General features: G+C 61.9%; 18 protein-coding genes. 16 read left to right on the top strand and 2 right to left on the bottom strand.

The genetic code is table 11. The annotated features are described in order from the left end of the window. Positions 1-76 precede the first annotated feature (76 nt). The 8 genes from VFE81_RS24415 (at position 77) to cysM (ending at position 7,616) form a co-directional block, all read left to right on the top strand. Positions 77-403: an integration host factor subunit beta gene (locus VFE81_RS24415; protein WP_028200079.1), complete on the top strand. Its 327-nt coding sequence runs from the start codon at positions 77-79 to the stop codon at positions 401-403. A 379-nt stretch (positions 404-782) separates the two neighbouring features. Then, on the top strand, positions 783-1,076 hold the full coding sequence (locus VFE81_RS24410; RefSeq protein WP_325047035.1) for a LapA family protein: 294 nt from the start codon (positions 783-785) through the stop codon (positions 1,074-1,076). A 69-nt stretch (positions 1,077-1,145) separates the two neighbouring features. Then, the gene (lapB, locus tag VFE81_RS24405; RefSeq protein WP_325047034.1) at positions 1,146-2,321 is read left to right on the top strand and encodes a lipopolysaccharide assembly protein LapB; all 1,176 of its coding nucleotides are present in this window, start codon (positions 1,146-1,148) and stop codon (positions 2,319-2,321) included. 126 nt (positions 2,322-2,447) lie between these two features. Then, positions 2,448-3,863, top strand: a complete 1,416-nt coding sequence (locus VFE81_RS24400) for a UDP-glucose/GDP-mannose dehydrogenase family protein (protein ID WP_325047033.1) — start codon at positions 2,448-2,450, stop codon at positions 3,861-3,863. Next, positions 3,817-4,824, top strand: a complete 1,008-nt coding sequence (rfaE1, locus tag VFE81_RS24395) for a D-glycero-beta-D-manno-heptose-7-phosphate kinase (protein ID WP_325047032.1) — start codon at positions 3,817-3,819, stop codon at positions 4,822-4,824. Before VFE81_RS24400 ends, rfaE1 begins: the two co-directional genes overlap by 47 nt. A gap of 146 nt (positions 4,825-4,970) precedes the next feature. Then, complete coding sequence (rfaD, locus tag VFE81_RS24390) at positions 4,971-5,963, top strand: ADP-glyceromanno-heptose 6-epimerase (RefSeq protein ID WP_325047031.1); 993 nt, start codon at positions 4,971-4,973, stop codon at positions 5,961-5,963. Between the two features lie 77 nt (positions 5,964-6,040). Continuing rightward, a complete protein-coding gene (locus tag VFE81_RS24385) occupies positions 6,041-6,442 on the top strand; it encodes a helix-hairpin-helix domain-containing protein (RefSeq protein WP_325047030.1) in 402 nt (133 codons plus the stop codon). 271 nt (positions 6,443-6,713) lie between these two features. Beyond that, positions 6,714-7,616: a cysteine synthase CysM gene (gene cysM, locus VFE81_RS24380; RefSeq protein WP_325047029.1), complete on the top strand. Its 903-nt coding sequence runs from the start codon at positions 6,714-6,716 to the stop codon at positions 7,614-7,616. 146 nt (positions 7,617-7,762) lie between these two features. On the opposite strand, the gene mltB is transcribed toward cysM, so the two are convergent. Then, a complete protein-coding gene (gene mltB / locus VFE81_RS24375; protein WP_414695651.1) occupies positions 7,763-8,950 on the bottom strand; it encodes a lytic murein transglycosylase B in 1,188 nt (395 codons plus the stop codon). Between the two features lie 246 nt (positions 8,951-9,196). On the opposite strand from mltB, the gene VFE81_RS24370 reads away from it, so the two are divergent. Both VFE81_RS24370 and VFE81_RS24365 read left to right on the top strand, forming a co-directional pair. Then, the gene (locus VFE81_RS24370; RefSeq protein WP_325047028.1) at positions 9,197-10,120 is read left to right on the top strand and encodes a histone deacetylase family protein; all 924 of its coding nucleotides are present in this window, start codon (positions 9,197-9,199) and stop codon (positions 10,118-10,120) included. A gap of 78 nt (positions 10,121-10,198) precedes the next feature. Further along, positions 10,199-10,999 (top strand): enoyl-CoA hydratase, encoded by an 801-nt coding sequence (locus VFE81_RS24365; protein ID WP_325047027.1) that lies wholly within the window; start codon positions 10,199-10,201, stop codon positions 10,997-10,999. Between the two features lie 147 nt (positions 11,000-11,146). Here the strand turns inward: VFE81_RS24365 and VFE81_RS24360 are convergent, their stop codons facing one another. Next, entirely contained in the window at positions 11,147-12,049 is a 903-nt protein-coding gene (locus VFE81_RS24360; protein ID WP_325047026.1) for a lysophospholipase, read from the bottom strand. Positions 12,050-12,300: 251 nt separating this feature from the next. Between VFE81_RS24360 and VFE81_RS24355 the strand changes: the two genes are divergently transcribed. From VFE81_RS24355 to VFE81_RS24330, 6 genes are all read left to right on the top strand, one after another. Further along, positions 12,301-13,335, top strand: coding sequence for a methionine ABC transporter ATP-binding protein (locus VFE81_RS24355; RefSeq protein ID WP_325047025.1), 1,035 nt, complete (start codon positions 12,301-12,303; stop codon positions 13,333-13,335). Further along, positions 13,325-13,978, top strand: coding sequence for a methionine ABC transporter permease (locus VFE81_RS24350; protein WP_064268517.1), 654 nt, complete (start codon positions 13,325-13,327; stop codon positions 13,976-13,978). The genes VFE81_RS24355 and VFE81_RS24350 overlap by 11 nt, the downstream gene beginning before the upstream one ends. 25 nt (positions 13,979-14,003) lie before the next feature. Next, positions 14,004-14,804: a MetQ/NlpA family ABC transporter substrate-binding protein gene (locus VFE81_RS24345; RefSeq protein ID WP_325047024.1), complete on the top strand. Its 801-nt coding sequence runs from the start codon at positions 14,004-14,006 to the stop codon at positions 14,802-14,804. A 261-nt stretch (positions 14,805-15,065) separates the two neighbouring features. Further along, positions 15,066-15,815: an electron transfer flavoprotein subunit beta/FixA family protein gene (locus tag VFE81_RS24340; RefSeq protein WP_325047023.1), complete on the top strand. Its 750-nt coding sequence runs from the start codon at positions 15,066-15,068 to the stop codon at positions 15,813-15,815. 31 nt (positions 15,816-15,846) lie between these two features. Then, positions 15,847-16,794, top strand: a complete 948-nt coding sequence (locus VFE81_RS24335; RefSeq protein WP_325047037.1) for an electron transfer flavoprotein subunit alpha/FixB family protein — start codon at positions 15,847-15,849, stop codon at positions 16,792-16,794. Between the two features lie 95 nt (positions 16,795-16,889). Then, a partial coding sequence (locus VFE81_RS24330; RefSeq protein ID WP_325047036.1) for a 3-hydroxyacyl-CoA dehydrogenase NAD-binding domain-containing protein occupies positions 16,890-17,017 on the top strand: 128 nt, incomplete at its 3' end.

Raw genomic sequence — 17,017 nt, 5'->3', positions numbered from 1 at the left:
AATCCCCCAAGGGGACTTCCTTCGGGGCGCAAAATATGGGGGCGACCCGGCGTTTTCTTGAGAGGTCTGCTGCAGTATGACCAAATCGGAATTGGTCGCCCAGCTGGCTACGCGATTTCCGCAGCTTGTACTTAAAGATGCGGATTTCGCGGTGAAGACGATGCTTGATGCGATGTCGGAGGCGCTTGCCAACGGCCATCGCATCGAAATTCGCGGCTTCGGCAGCTTCGGCCTTAATCGTCGTCCGTCCCGCGTGGGGCGTAATCCGAAGTCAGGCGAGAAGGTGCTGGTACCTGAGAAGTACGTACCGCATTTCAAGCCGGGCAAGGAATTGCGCGAGCGGGTAGATCGACGTTCGGGCGAGCCGCTGAAGGCCGATGAGCCGGATGACGACGACCTGTAAATGCTTCGCTGCGCTGTTCGCGACATGGCGTTGGTAGCGTCAGCGGCCAAAGCCAGACGGCAAAAGACCAGAAAAAGCGCCTTCGGGCGCTTTTTTTTCGTCCGTATTCGTCGTTTATAGTCGTTGTCACCGGTGCCTTTCACCTGCGGGCACGACGCGGCAGCATGGCTATGCGGCCGACGCATCCCTAAAATCCAACATACCTGCCCACACATCCTCTTGCGGCAAGATAAACCTCACGTAAGTCCTCTATCAGCCAGTTCCTGCCCAGCCGCGAGGGCTTCAATTACAATACGGGTCACTTCGGCGCGGGCAACACCGTGGCGCGACGCGTCATCAAGCCGGCGTCACCCCGCAACTGCCGTCAAGAGACCTATTCATGAAATTTATCGTCTGGCTGATCCGTGTGCTGGTGTTCGTGCTCCTGCTGGTGCTCGCGCTTTCCAATACACAACCCGCTACGCTGAATTTCCTCGCCGGCTACGCGTGGTCGGCGCCTTTGATTCTGATCGGCCTCGCGTTCTTCGTGGTGGGGCTGCTGGCCGGACTGGTGTCGTCGATACCGGCCATGGTGCGCCTGCGCATGGAGAATGGCCGGCTCAAGCGCGAGTTGCGTGTGGCGCGTGAAGCGCCGGTGGTGGTCGAGCAACCGCCTATGCCGCCGCTGATCTAAGTTGTCTTCTGCCGCGCTTCTGAAGCGCGGCTTTCCGTTTCCGCTGTCCCGTACATTTGCATTAATCGCATGGATCTAGACTTCTGGTGGCTGCTTGTCATACCCGTCGCTTTTGCGTTCGGCTGGATGGCCGCGCGCTACGACCTCAAGACGCTGCTGTCCGAAAGCGCCAACCTGCCGCGTTCGTACTTTCGCGGCCTGAATTTCCTGCTCAACGAGCAGCCTGACCAGGCGATCGATGCGTTTATCGAAGTCGTCAAACTCGACCCGGAAACGATCGAGTTGCATTTCGCGCTGGGGAATCTGTTCCGCCGTCGTGGTGAGACCGACCGCGCAATTCGCGTGCATCAGAACCTGCTGAGCCGCACCGATTTGCCCGTCACCGAGCGCGATCACGCGCTGTACGAACTGGGCCAGGACTTCCTGAAGGCCGGTTTGCTCGATCGCGCCGAAGAGACCTTCCGCTCGCTCGAAACCGGCAATTACGCGCTGGGTGCGCAGCGTGCGCTGCTGACCATCTACCAGATCGAGAAAGACTGGGTTAAATCGATCGATACCGCGCGCCACCTGGAAACAATGGGCGCCGAGTCGCTCGACAAGGAAATCGCGCAGTTCCATTGCGAGCTCGCGCAGGAAGCGCTCCAGCAGAAAAATGCGGATGAGGCGCGTCGTCAGCTAGACTTTGCATTGAAGGCGAACCCGACCAACGTACGCGCCACGATCCTCTTCGGCGACGTTGATGCAACAGCCGATGCGCAAGAGGCGGCGATTGTCCAGTGGCAGCGCGTCGAGGAGCAGAATCCCGCCTATCTGCCGCTCGTCGCGGAAAAGCTGATGAAGGCCTATGAGGCGCTCGGCCGTCCGCAGGATGGCGCCGATCTGCTCACCACGTGGGTGGACCGCTATCCGTCGAACGACCTGCTCGACGTGACCTATCAGCACATTGCGGCGGTACGCGGGCCTGACGCCGCACATGCGCTGGCGCGCTCGCAGATGCAGAAGTCGCCGAATCTGGCGGGCATGACACGTCTTCTGGAAGCCCAGGAAGCCGTCGCGGAAGAACCGCGGAAGAGCGAGCTTGAACTGATGCGTACGCTGATTCGCCAGCGCACCAAAAATCTGCCACGGTATACGTGCCAGAATTGTGGTTTCAGGGCGCGGCTGTTCTACTGGCAGTGCCCGGGTTGCAGCGGTTGGGAAACCTATGCGCCGCGTCGCGTCGAACCGATTACGGCGTCGAACTGATCGCGAATGCAATCGTATAGCCGCGCCGCAACGACGGCGGCCCGTCGGGCGGACTAAGCCGGATGGGATCATGACGGCCTTGTTCACTACGAGAAACCCTCACCGGAACCCTCTACCGGAAAGCGTATGAAAATCACCATTATCGGCACGGGTTATGTTGGCCTAGTCACCGGCGCGTGCCTCGCCGAAATCGGCCACGACGTTTTCTGTCTCGACGTCGATCCGCGCAAGATCGAAATTCTCAACAACGGTGGCGTGCCAATCCACGAGCCGGGGTTGCTGGAGATCATCGCCCGCACGCGCAAGGCGCGCCGCATCACGTTTTCGACGGATATCGAAGCGAGCGTGGCGCACGGCGAGGTGCAGTTCATCGCTGTCGGCACGCCGCCCGACGAAGACGGCTCGGCCGATCTGCAATATGTGCTCGAAGCGGCGCGCAACATTGGCCGCACGATGAATGGCTTCAAGGTGATCGTCGACAAATCGACGGTACCGGTCGGCACCGCGCAACGCGTGCGCGCGGTGGTCGAAGAGGAACTGGCCAAACGCGGACTCGCCAATAGCGAGCAGCACTGTTTTTCGGTGGTGTCCAACCCAGAGTTTCTGAAGGAAGGCGCGGCGATCGACGACTTCATGCGCCCCGATCGCATCGTGCTCGGCAGCGACGAAGACGAAGCCGGCATGCGCGCGCGCGAACTGATGAAGCGTCTGTACGCGCCGTTCAATCGCAATCACGACCGCACGCTGTACATGGATGTGCGTTCGGCTGAATTCACGAAATACGCAGCCAATGCGATGCTCGCCACGCGCATCTCGTTCATGAACGAGATGTCGAATCTGGCGGACCGGGTCGGCGCGGATATTGAAGCGGTGCGCCGCGGCATCGGCTCGGACCCGCGCATCGGCTATCACTTTCTGTATGCCGGTTGCGGCTACGGCGGCTCGTGCTTCCCGAAGGACGTGCAGGCGCTGATCCGCACCGCCAGCGAAAGCGGCCACAATCTGCGCATCCTCGAAGCGGTCGAGGAAGTGAATTACAAGCAGAAAGACGTGCTGGTGCAGAAAATCACGGGCAAGCTCGGTGAAGACCTGAGCGGCCGGACGTTCGCCGTGTGGGGCCTTGCATTCAAGCCGAATACCGACGACATGCGCGAGGCGCCGAGCCGTCGCGTGATCGCTGAATTGCTGGCGCGTGGCGCTCAGGTTCGTGCGTACGATCCGGTCGCGGTGGCTGAAGCGCGCCGCGTGTTCGCCATGGATCTGCACGATGCACCGGAGCAGCAGGCGCGTCTCACGTTTGCGAGCACCCAGGAGGAAACGCTTACCGGCGCCGACGCGCTGGTGGTCGTCACCGAATGGAAGGAATTCAAGAGCCCGGATTTCCTGCACCTGAAATCAGTGCTGAAGTCACCGCTGATTTTCGACGGCCGCAATCTGTACGAGCCGGACGCAATGACCGAGCTCGGCATCGACTATCACTCGATCGGACGACCTTATGCCCAGTCCTCTGAATTTTCGGCCGGTGGCGCCAGCAATGCCTGAGACTGCTCAGTCCACTCCCGTGGCGGCCCTGACGGTGGTGCCGCGCGAACGCCTCGGCGCGGCCCGCGTGCTGGTGGTCGGCGACGTGATGCTCGATCGCTACTGGTTCGGCGACGTGAACCGTATTTCGCCGGAAGCGCCGGTGCCGGTCGTGCACGTGCAGCGCCAGGAGGATCGCTTGGGCGGTGCCGCGAACGTCGCGCGCAATGCGGTTGCGCTCGGCGCGCAAGCGGGTTTGCTGTGCGTTGTCGGCCATGACGAGCCTGGCGAGCGTATTGTGCAACTGCTCGGCGAAAGCGGTGTCGTGCCGCATCTGGAACGCGATCCGGATTTGCTCACGACCATCAAGCTGCGCGTGCTGTCGCGTCAGCAGCAGTTGCTGCGCGTCGACTTCGAAAACTCGCCGGCCCACGAAGTACTGCTCGCAGGCCTCGCGCGTTTCGACGACCTACTGCCGTCGCACGACGTGATCCTGATGTCGGATTACGCGAAGGGTGGTCTCACGCACGTCACGCAGATGATCGCCAAGGCGCATGCGGCGGGCAAACCGGTGCTGGTCGATCCGAAGGGCGACGACTGGGAGCGCTATCGCGGCGCCACGCTGATCACGCCGAATCGTGCCGAGTTGCGCGAGGTGGTCGGGCAGTGGAAGTCTGAAGAAGATCTGATCGCGCGCGTGACCAAACTTCGCGCCGATCTCGAGTTCAAGGCGTTGCTGCTGACGCGTTCGGAAGAGGGCATGACGCTCTTCTCCGACGACGGCATCCTGTACGCCTCGGCCGTTGCACGCGAAGTGTATGATGTGTCGGGCGCGGGCGACACCGTGATCGCCACGCTCGCCGCCATGCTCGGCGCGGGTCTTACGCTGGTCGAGGCGGTCGGGCTCGCGAATCGCGCGGCCGGCATCGTGGTCGGCAAGCTCGGCACCGCCACTGTCAACTACGACGAACTTTTTCATTGATGCGGGCCGCGGGTCTCCTGTTTTGCGCGCTTCAGTTGCAGCGGCGCAAAAGAGGAACCCGCGAGGCATCAACTGAACTTGTCGATCGGAGTTAGTGCAGGGCACTTACTCCGATCCCATGCAAAGCTCATTACCGCAGGATCATCATGACCCTCATCGTCACCGGCGCGGCCGGCTTTATCGGCAGCAATCTCGTGAAGGCGCTCAACGAGCGCGGTGAACAACGCATCATCGCGGTCGACAACCTCACGCGCGCGGACAAGTTCAAGAACCTGGTCGATTGCGAGATCGACGATTATCTCGACAAGACCGAATTTGTCGAGCGCTTCAAACGTGGCGACTTCGGCAAAGTGCGCGCGATTTTCCACGAAGGTGCCTGTTCGGACACGATGGAAACCGACGGCCGCTACATGATGGAGAACAACTTCCGTTATAGCCGCGACGTGCTCGATGTCTGTCTCGCGCAGAACATCCAGTTTCTGTACGCGTCTTCGGCGGCAACGTACGGCGGCTCGAGCCGTTTCGTCGAGGAGCGCGAGGTTGAGCAACCGCTGAACGTGTACGGCTATTCGAAGTTCCTGTTCGACCAGGTGATTCGCCGCGTGCTGCCCACCGCAAAAAGCCAGATTGCCGGTTTCCGTTATTTCAACGTGTACGGGCCGCGCGAGACGCACAAGGCACGTATGGCGTCGGTGGCGTTTCACAACTTCAACCAGTTCCGAGCGGAAGGCAAGGTCAAGCTGTTCGGCGAGTACAACGGCTATGCAGCCGGCGAGCAGACGCGCGATTTCGTTTCCGTCGAAGACGTGACGAAGGTCAATCTGCACTTCTTCGATCATCCGGAGAAATCGGGCATCTTCAATCTCGGCAGCGGCCGTGCACAGCCGTTCAATGACATTGCGACCACCGTGGTCAACACGTTGCGCGCGCTGAACAATGAGCCCCCGCTTTCGCTTGCGGAGCAGGTGCAGCGCGGGCTGATCGAATACATTCCGTTCCCCGACGCATTGCGCGGCAAGTATCAGTGCTTCACGCAAGCGGATCAGTCGAAGCTGCGAGCTGCCGGCTACGACGCGCCGTTCCTGAGCGTGCAGGAAGGTGTCGATCGCTACGTACGTTGGCTATTCGGCCAGGTGTAAATCTTTCGGATACCTCTTTAAACTGGAATCTCCCGGTTGGTGATGGTCGCCAACCGGTTGTACGAGGGAGATTCCATATGTTTCGAAAAATTCTGGTTACCGCGGCCATGCTCGCCGCTTTCGGTCACGCGTATGCGGCGGTCGACGTCAACACAGCTAACGAGGATGCGCTGCGCGGCATCAAGGGCATCGGTCCTGCCAAGGCGAAAGCCATTCTCGAAGAGCGTACAGCGCATGGTCCGTTCAAGGACCCGTCCGATCTCGGCAAGCGCGTCAAAGGCATGGGCGGGCATACCGTCGAGCGCCTGCAGGCGGAGGGTCTCGCTGTCGGTCCGGCTGGCGCGGCTGCTAACACGCAGACTGCGGCGTCTGCACAGAGCAAAGGCGCGCCCGCTGCGGGCACTGGCGCCAATGCGGCCAACTCAACCAGTGCGGCCACTACCCAAAAGAGCAACGCCACTGTGGCGGTGAAGAAATAACCTGACGCGGGCCGTGCGCGCGAGGCGGGTCACATCTGCGCGCCTGGTCCGTTGCCGTTTCCCCTTCATGGTCGGAGTGGGTAAGAACACTCCTTCAGCTGTCATGCAGATGACTGGCTCCCGCGGTTCTCAGCCGCGGGCTTTTTGCGTTGGGTCCGCGGTAATGCGCGCCTGCATCCATGCGGCCAGAAGGGCCGCACGGCAGCCGCGCGCACGGTGGTTTAGAATCGATGGATTAAAGACTCCGCGCATCGACAGCCCCAGAACCGATATGGCTTACAAAACGATTGAAGACACGATCGGCAATACGCCGCTCGTGCAGCTTGTGCGGCTCCCTGACGACGAGATCCGCAGCCGCAATAACGTGATCCTTGCGAAGCTCGAGGGCAACAATCCTGCGGGTTCGGTGAAGGATCGCCCGGCGCTGTCGATGATCAAGAAAGCGGAAGCGCGCGGGCGCATCAAGCCGGGCGACACGCTGATCGAATCGACCAGCGGCAACACCGGCATCGCGCTGGCAATGGCTGCGGCGATCCGCGGCTACAAGATGGTGCTGATCATGCCGGAAGATCTGTCGGTGGAACGCCGTCAGAGCATGGCCGCCTATGGCGCACAGATCGTCCTGACGCCGGTGACGGGCGGCATGGAATACGCGCGCGATCTGGCCGAGCAGATGCAGCGCGAAGGCAAGGGCATCATCCTCGACCAGTTCGCGAATCCGGACAATCCGGCCGCGCACGTCGAGACGACCGGCCCGGAAATCTGGCGCGACACCGAAGGGCGCATCACGCACTTCGTCTCGTCGATGGGCACAACCGGCACGATCATGGGCGTGTCCACCTATCTGAAGGAACAGAATCAGGCGATCGAGATCATCGGCGCGCAGCCGGAGGAGGGTTCGCGCATTCCGGGCATCCGCAAATGGCCGGAAGCCTATCTGCCGAAGATTTTCGATCGTAGCCGCGTGGACCATGTCGAGAACGTGAGCCAGGCCGCAGCCGAAGCGATGGCGCGGCGCATGGCCTCGGTCGAAGGGATCTTCGCCGGCATCTCGTCGGGCGGAGCCTGTGAGGTGGCGCTGCGCGTCGCGCGCCAGGTCGAGAACGCGACGATCGTGTTTATCGTCTGCGATCGGGGTGACCGGTATCTGTCTACGGGTGTGTTCCCAGCTTGATTGCGCTGCAGCGCATTGAGTGGCGCTCGATCTGAGTTAGCCAATAAAAAAGCGCCGGTTTAAGCGGCGCTTTTTTGTGTCGCGTGCTACCCGTTCGTGACGCGGCGAGTGTTTGTCAATCGAGTGTCTGCCAACCGTCGCTCAGCCTATTGCGAAGCCGCACCCGGCGCCGCCGCATTGCTATTGGCGTTCGCTGCGTCGCTCGCTTCCATCTGCGCCTTGATCCGCTGGCCCAATTGATAAACCGCGAGTGCGTAGAAGAAACTGCGGTTATAGCGCGTCAGCACGTAGAAATTCTTCAAGCCCAGCATGTACTCGGTACCACGCCCTGGCGAGGGCAGATCGACCACCGTCACCGGCGTACCGGCTTCCGACGCGATATCGATTCCCGGCTCATTCAGTAGCAGTCCGGCACGGAGCAATTGGTCCAGCGGCCAATGCGGCTCTGGCTTACCGTCGGCGGCCGCTTGCGCTACGCCCAGGCTGCCGGCGTCCGTGCCGATCTTCCACACGACTGGCCGGCCATTTTCCCAGCCGTTCTGGCGCAGATAGTTCGCCACGCTGCCGATCGCGTCCGCCTGGCTCGTGCGCAGATCGATCTGCTTGTTGCCGTCATAGCTCACCGCGTATTGCACGATGCTGCTCGGCAGGAACTGCGGAATGCCGATCGCGCCGGTGTAGGAGCCAAGCACGGTGGTTGGATCGATTTGCGAATCGCGTGTCCACACCAGGTAGTCTTCGAGATTCTTGCGGAAGGTCGCCTGGCGATCCGCGCGATTGGCGGTATTTGGATAGTCGAAGCTGAGCGTGGTCAGCGCGTCGAGCACGCGGAAGTTGCCCATGAAACGCCCGTAAATCGTCTCCACGCCGATGATGCCGACGATCACTTCGGGCGGCACGCCAAACTCTTCGTAGGCGCGTTGCAGCGTGGCCTGGTTGGCGCGCCAGAAGCGCACGCCGGCGTTGATGCGCACCTGGTCGAGAAAGCGCGACTGATACACGCGCCAGTTCTTGATCGACGGCGAGGGCGACGGCGTGACGAGTTTGACCGCCGTGGCCGAATAGCTCACGCGTGCAAAAAGGGCGTGCAGTGCGGCTTCGTCGAAGTCGTAGCGCGCCGACATGTCGCTGATGAACGCGTCGACATTCGGGTTATTCGCGTAGCGCTGCGGGATGATCTCTTCTTCGAAGGTTTGCCCTTGCGGCACCGCCGGTTGCGGTTGGCTTTGCGCGAGCAGCAGCGGTGGGTGCTTTCCGGTGCTTTGCGCCATCGCCGGATGGGTTGCCATGAACATGCACGATGCGACGGACAGTGCGGTGGCCACGGTCTTCATGCGTAGCCGGTTTCGTGCAGACAGAGCAAGCTTGACGGTCATAGTGAGCTAGGGGCGCAGTGCGAAAGAGACAGGGGGGGAAAACCGATCGGGGCAGTATACCCGACCCTTTCTGCAAAACTGTGCCTGCGGCGTCACAGTCGCATCGTGTGGTAACTTGGCAAATGTTGGCGCGCCCAGTGTGCGCGCCCCTGGACGGAGACACGCCGCGCGCGCCTTGAAAGCGCCGCGCCGCAGACGAGAATCATGGCAACAGGCTTTTATTCCCACGCCGATTGTTTGCTGCACGATATGGGGCAATGGCATCCCGAATGCCCGGCGCGCCTGCAGGCAATCGAAGATCAACTGATTGCGAGCCGCATCGACTCGCTGATCGAGCGCGAGTCGCCGCCGCTCGCCGATGACGCCGCGCTGTTGCGTGTGCATACGCAAGCCCACGTCGATTACATCCGCAGCCGTTCGCCCGCGGAGGGGCTCGCCGAAATCGACCCCGACACGTCGATGAACCCGCACACCTTGCAGGCCGCGTTGCGCGCGGCCGGTGCAGCGGTGGCCGCGACCGACGCCGTGATCGAAGGCCGTTACGACAATGCGTTCTGCAGCGTGCGCCCGCCCGGCCACCATGCGGAGCCGGCGCGTGCGATGGGCTTCTGTTTCTTCAATAACGTCGCGATCGCCGCGCGCCATGCGCTCGAGGCGCACGGCATGGAGCGCGTGGCGATCGTCGACTTCGACGTCCATCACGGCAACGGCACCGAAGCGGCCTTTTCGGGCGATTCGCGTGTGCTGATGTGCAGCATTTTCCAGCATCCGTTCTATCCGTTTACCGGCGCCGACAATCAGGCGCCCAACATGTGCAACGTGCCGATGCCGGCGCGCTCGAAAGGCATGGCGGTGCGCGAGGTGGTCGATATGCTGTGGCTGCCGCGCTTGCATGAATTCAAGCCGGAGATGATCTTCATCTCGGCCGGCTTTGACGCGCATCGCGAGGACGATCTCGGCAACATGGGTCTCGTCGAAGACGATTACGCATGGATCACCGACCAGGTCGGCGAGATCGCGAAGCGCTATGCGCGCGGGCGGATCGTCAGCTGTCTCGAAGGCGGGTACAACCTGTCGGCGCTCGGGCGCAGCGTGGTCGCGCATGTGCGCGCGCTGGCCGGGATCTAAGCTGCCACGGCACAAGGAATGCGCGGACGTCGCATGCGCGAACGCCGCGAACCGCATGAAACCAACGAGGACCGAGCCATGAATGCCGATGTGCGCAGCGCTTCACTGGTCGAGATCGAACACGACGCTTATGGCGTCCCTGGCGTCGTCCGATTGACGATGAACCGGCCCGATGCCTTCAACGCGCTCTCCGAAGCCCTGCTCGACGCGTTGCAGTCGGCGCTGATGGCGCTGGCGGAGTCCGATGCGCGGGTGGTGGTGATCGCCGGCGCCGGCCGCGCGTTCTGCGCGGGGCACGATCTGAAGGAAATGCGCGCGGCGCCGTCGCTGGCTTACTACCAGGCGTTGTTCGCGCGCTGCACGAAACTGATGTTGACGATCCAGCGTTTGCCGCAACCGGTGATCGTGCGCGTGCACGGCATCGCCACGGCGGCCGGCTGTCAGCTGGTCGCGATGTGCGATCTGGCGGTCGCTGCCGACACCGCGCGCTTTGCCGTTTCGGGCGTCAATCTGGGTCTCTATTGCGCGACGCCTTCGGTGCCGCTGTCGCGCAATCTGTCGCGTAAGGTCGCACTCGAAATGCTGCTGACCGGCGATTTCATCGACGCCGCGCAAGCGAGGCAGCAAGGCCTCGTGAATCGCATTGCGCCGGCAGACGCGCTCGACGCAGAGGTCGCGCGGCTCGCGAAAAGCATCTGCGCGAAACCCGTCGAAGCTGTGCGCGCCGGCAAAGGTCTTTTCTATCGCCAGCTCGAAATGGGCATCGAAGCGGCGTATCAGCTCGCCGGCCAGACCATGGCCTGCAACATGATGGACGACTCCGCGCTCGAAGGCGTTCAGGCCTTCATCGACAAACGACCGCCGGACTGGAAGCACTAGCCGGACTGGACCGTTCCTGTCGGAGCCTGCTCCCGCACCGACTTGTCCGGACGCCTCAACTTCTGAATGCCCTCCGATGCTGAAACGTGGGGCGTCCGCGCATCAATTCACTCAACTCCGTGTTGATGTCGAAATGCTGTCCGGCGCTCAGGCTTTGGGCAAGTGCTTCTCGATCCACTCAATCAGCGCACCGATCACCCGATCGCGGTCGAGGTCGTTCATCGTCTCGTGATAGCTGTCTTCGTGCATCGTGAGCGTCTTGTCCGGCGAGCCCGCGTGCGCGCCGAAATCGCGGCTGCCGTCGGGTTCGGTGAGCTTGTCGGCCGTGCCGTGATACACGAGCAGCGGCACACGCAAGCCCGCACGGCCGCGTTCGATGCGCGCCATCGCCAGCAACAACTCCGCGCCCGTGCGCGCCGGAATCGCGCCGTGGTGAACCAGCGGATCGTTGCGATTGGCGTTCACCACGGGCTGAAGCCGCGACAGTAAAGCCGCATCGATTTTCATCGCCGGGAAGGTCGGCCAGATTCGGCTGATCACCTGACTCACCTTGAGCATCCAGCGCGGCACATCGCGGCCCGGCGCGAGCGCGGGGCTAGACAGGATCAGACCGCTTAGTCGACGCCCGCTCGCCTCCAGTCGTTCGATTGCGTAGAGCGCCACGACCGCGCCGCCCATGCTGTGGCCCATCAGGAATAGCGGCGCGCAGCGGGTTGCCGCTTCATCGAGCAAGGCTTGGGCGTCGAGCAAATAGTCGTCGAAGCGCTCCACCCACACGCGCTTACCCGGCGCATGCCCATGTCCGCGCAAATCGATGGCGACGAGTTCAATGCCGGCCGGGTTCAGCCGATCCGCCAGCGCCGCGTAACGCCCGGCGTGCTCCGCGAGCCCGTGCACCAGCGCGACCGTGCCGCGCAATGGTGCCGTGGCGGGCCAGCGATACAACGGCAGTTCGATGCCGTCGCTCGTCGTGACCGTTGAGCGCAGCGCGGTGCTGTCTTTCCGGACCGCTGTTGTGGGAAGCACATTGCCGGGTCGAGTGGTTTCCATGGCTGCCGTTTATCCTGAGCGTGTCCTGATTCTGGTTCGCCCGATCATAGTCGCAGGGGGCGCGCAGGCGTGAGCCTATCGTGCCGGGCGCTCCTCTAATGCTCTGTGGTTATGAAAAGATCGTAATTGATTATTAAAGGGAATGACGGCGCTGCGGTAGAATTGCGGCCTCAAATCCCAATAAAAGCAACGGCGGCCGCTTGTCGGGAGCGCACAACGCTCGTTGGCAAACTCCGCCGTTTCGTTTTTCCATGATCGAAATACGCAATATCTCTCAGCGCTTTGCAGGACCCCGGGGCTGGGTCGAGGCGCTGCACAACGTCAATCTGTCGGTTCCGGCGGGTGAGGTGTTCGGCATCATCGGCCGCAGCGGCGCGGGCAAGAGTACGCTCGTGCGCACCATCAACCTGCTGACGCGCCCAAGCGAAGGCAACATCGTCGTCAACGGCCGCGATCTGACGACGCTGCCCGCCGCGCAATTGCGCGAGGCGCGTCGCGAAATCGGCATGATCTTCCAGCACTTCAACCTGCTGTCGTCGCGCACGGTATACGAGAACGTGGCGTTGCCGCTCGAACTCGCCGGCATGAAGCGCGATGAGATCGAGGCGAACGTGCTGCCGCTGCTCGAACTGGTCGGCCTGTCGGCGCAGAAGGATCGTTATCCGGCGCAGATCAGCGGCGGGCAGAAGCAACGCGTGGGCATCGCGCGTGCGCTGGCGAGCAAGCCCAAAGTGCTGCTCTCCGACGAAGCGACTTCCGCGCTCGATCCCGAGACCACGCGCTCGATTCTCGACCTCCTTAAGCGTATCAATCGCGAACTGAACCTGACGATCGTGCTGATCACGCACCAGATGGACGTGATCAAGCAGGTCTGCGACCGCGTCGCGGTGCTGGATGCAGGTCGTGTGGTCGAAGAGGGCAAGGTCATCGACGTGTTCCTGCAGCCGCATCATGAAGTGACGCGCGCGCTGATCGGCGACGTGATCGCGCAGGAATTGCCGCCCGCTATGAAAGCGCGCGTTGCCGAGCGCCTGAAGACCGGTAGTGGTCACTTGCTGCGCCTGGCATTCGCCGGCTCGGGTGTCGATCAGCCCATCCTGTCGGAAACGATTCGCCGCTACGAACTCGACTTCAACATCCTGCACGGTCAGATCGACGAGATCCAGGGGCAGGCGTTCGGCTCGCTCGCGGTGCTCGCGGGCGGCGAACCGGCGAAGGTCGCACAGGCGCTGACGTATCTGCGTGAACAGGGTGTGGTGGTAGAGGAGCTGTCGTATGTTGAGTGAAATGTTCGATATGTTCGTCCAGTCGTTCTGGGAAACGCTCGTGATGGTGGGCATCTCCGGACTGGTCGGCGCGGCGGTCGGTCTGCCGCTCGGCGTGCTGCTGTATTTGACGGACCGTCAGGGCGTGCTGCAGAACATTGCGGTGAATCGCGTGATGGGTGTGATCGTCAACGCCGTGCGCTCGACGCCGTTCATCATCTTGCTGGTCGCGGTGATTCCGTTCACGCGCCTCGTGGTGGGTTCGTCGATCGGCACGGCTGCGGCCGTGGTGCCGCTGACGATCGCCGCCGCGCCGTTCATCGCGCGCCTGGTTGAGACAGCTTTGCGTGAAGTCGATCGCGGTCTGATCGAAGCGGCGCAGGCGATGGGCGCGACCACCAGCCAGATTGTCTTCAAGGTGCTGTTGCCGGAGTCGCTGCCGGGCGTGGTCGCCGGGTTGACGATTACCTTCGTGTCGCTGGTCGGCTATTCGGCGATGGCCGGTGCGATCGGTGGCGGCGGGCTAGGGGATCTGGGCATTCGCTACGGGTATCAGCGTTTCCTGCCGGAAGTGATGTTGACGGTCGTGGTGATTCTGATCGTCTTTGTGCAACTGGTGCAGTCGTTCGGGGATTGGCTCGTGCGTCGTTTGAGCCATAAATAAACAAGGGTCATCGGAAAGGTCCATCATGCAACGTCGTTTCATTCTCAAGTTGGCCGCCACGCTCGGCGCCGCTTCGCTGTTCGCTGCCGCCACGGCGGCCCACGCTGAAGACACGATCAAGGTCGGCGTCACCGGCGGCCCGCACGCGCAGATCATGGAAGTCGTGAAGACGGTCGCGGCAAAGAACGGTCTGAACATCAAGATCGTCGAGTTCTCCGACTACGTGCAGCCGAACGCGGCACTCGCCGGCGGCGACCTGGACGCGAACAGCTACCAGCATGACCCGTACTTGCAGGCGCAGGTGAAGGACCGCGGCTACAAACTGATCCGCATCGCCGATACCGTCACGTACCCGATGGGCATCTACTCGAAGAAAATCAAGACGCTGGCTGAATTGCAGCCGGGCGCGAAGATCGCGGTACCGAACGATCCGACCAATGGCGGCCGGGCACTCCTGTTGCTGCAAAAACAGGGTCTGCTGAAGCTGCGCGCGGACGCCGGCCTCAAGGCAACGCCGCTCGACATCGTCGACAACCCGAGGAAGCTGAAGATCGTCGAACTCGACGCCGCGCAAATCCCGCGTTCGCTGAATGACGTGGACGCCGCCGCGGTCAATACGAACTTCGCGATGGAAGCCGGTCTGAAGCCGAAGCAGGACGCGATCGCCATCGAAGACCCGAAAGGTCCGTACGTGAACATCATCGCAATCCGCGAAGCTGACAGAAATAAGCCGTGGGTCGCCAAGCTGGTCGCGGCTTATCATTCGCCGGAAGTGAAGCAGTTCGTCGAGGGCAAGTTCGGCGGCGCGGTGATCACCGCCTGGTGATTTGACGGCCGTTTTTTCGACCGTTTTTCCCGACTGTTGGCCTGGCAAGATACGACGGCAATGCCAAATTAGAATCGTCCGTCTTAACCCGGGGTTGTCGCCCGGGTTTTTTCGAGATTAAAATAGAACGATCGTTCGATATTGCCGTCACGCCGCTGAGGAGCGATATCCTCCTGCTAAAGCGCCCGCGACGCGGCTGTCATGAGGGCAGTCGCTATAATGTTAGTTGGGTTGACGTATTCGTAACTTTGGAGCGTGTGCATGAAAATCCTGGTGCCAGTGAAGAGAGTGGTCGATTACAACGTGAAAGTCCGGGTGAAGTCGGACGGCACGGGCGTCGATATCGCGAACGTGAAGATGTCGATGAATCCGTTCGACGAAATTGCGGTGGAAGAAGCGGTGCGTCTGCGCGAAGCGGGCGTGGCGACCGAAGTGATCGCCGTGTCGGCCGGTGTGACGCAAGCGCAGGAAACGCTGCGCACGGCGCTCGCGATCGGCGCGGACCGCGCGATCCTGATTGAGTCGAACGAAGAGCTGCAGCCCCTGGCAGTCGCCAAGCTGCTGAAGGCGCTGGTCGACAAGGAACAGCCTGGGCTCGTCATTCTGGGCAAGCAGGCTATTGATGACGATTCGAACCAGACCGGCCAGATGCTGGCTGCGTTGGCGAATCTGCCGCAAGCCACGTTCGCCTCGAAGGTTGTTGTGGCCGACGGTAAGGCGACGGTGTCGCGTGAAGTGGACGGCGGCGCCGAAACGCTGTCGCTGAGCCTGCCGGCTGTGATCACGACCGACCTGCGCCTGAACGAGCCGCGCTATGTGACGCTCCCGAACATCATGAAGGCGAAGAAGAAGCCGCTGGAAGTCGTCAAGCCGGAAGACCTGGGTGTCGACGTGACGCCGCGCCTGAAGACGCTGAAGGTTGTCGAGCCGCCAAAGCGCTCCGCCGGTGTGAAGGTGCCGGATGTGAAGACGCTGGTCGAGAAGCTGAAGACCGAAGCCAAGGTGCTTTAAGTAAAACGCGGAGACGGACGAAATGACGAATCTGGTTAATCTTGTAATAGCAGAACACGATAACGCGTCGATCAAGGCCGCGACGCTGAATACGATTGCAGCGGCGCAGAAGATTGGTGGTGATATTCACGTGCTGGTAGCGGGCCACAACGCACAGGCTGCGGCTGATGCGGCGGCGAAGATTGCAGGTGTTTCGAAGGTCCTGCTGGCCGACGCGCCGCAACTCGAGGCAGGGCTGGCCGAAAACGTCGAAGCAACGGTGCTGAACATCGCGAAGGACTATTCGCACATCCTCACGCCGGCGACCGCCTACGGCAAGAACATCGCGCCGCGTATCGCCGCGAAGCTCGATGTTGCGCAGGTCAGCGACATCACGGCGGTAGATAGCGCCGACACGTTCGAGCGTCCGATCTACGCGGGTAACGCAATCGCGACGGTGCAATCGGCTGACCCGATCAAGGTCATCACGGTCCGCACGACCGGTTTCGACCCGGTCGCGGCAGAAGGTGGCAGCGCAACGGTCGAGAAGATCGAAGCGGCAGCCGACACGGGCCTCTCGCAATTCGTGAGCCGTGAAGTGACGAAGCTGGACCGTCCGGAACTGACCTCGGCGAAAATCATCGTCTCGGGTGGCCGCGGTCTGGGCAACGGCGAGAACTACACCAAGGTTCTCGAGCCGCTGGCCGACAAGCTGAACGCAGCGCTGGGCGCATCGCGTGCAGCGGTCGATGCGGGCTTCGTGCCGAACGACTACCAAGTGGGTCAGACGGGCAAGATCGTCGCGCCGCAACTGTATGTGGCCGTCGGCATCTCCGGCGCGATCCAGCATCTGGCCGGCATGAAGGATTCCAAGGTCATCGCCGCCATCAACAAGGACGAAGAGGCGCCGATCTTCCAGGTCGCCGATTTCGGCCTGGTGGCCGACCTGTTCAAGGCGATCCCCGAGATGGAAGAAGAGCTCACCAAGCTTGGCTCTTGAGATGTTATTTTTGGTCGCGCACCCTCTCGCCGAACCCACCGTGCCGTTGGCACCGATTGGGGTTCGGCGGGTTGTCGCTCCATAAGGATCAAGCCATGACGATCGAACGCATCGGCATTATCGGCGCGGGCCAGATGGGCAACGGCATCGCCCATGTCCTGTCGCTGGCGGGCTACGACGTCGTACTCGACGACATCAACAAGGACCAGCTCAGCAAGGCGCT

It is taken from the genome of Paraburkholderia sp. (assembly GCF_035656215.1).
Lineage (GTDB): Bacteria > Pseudomonadota > Gammaproteobacteria > Burkholderiales > Burkholderiaceae > Paraburkholderia.
The sequence above is the reverse complement of the archived record's forward strand: the minus strand, read 5'-3'. Positions and strand labels throughout refer to the sequence as shown.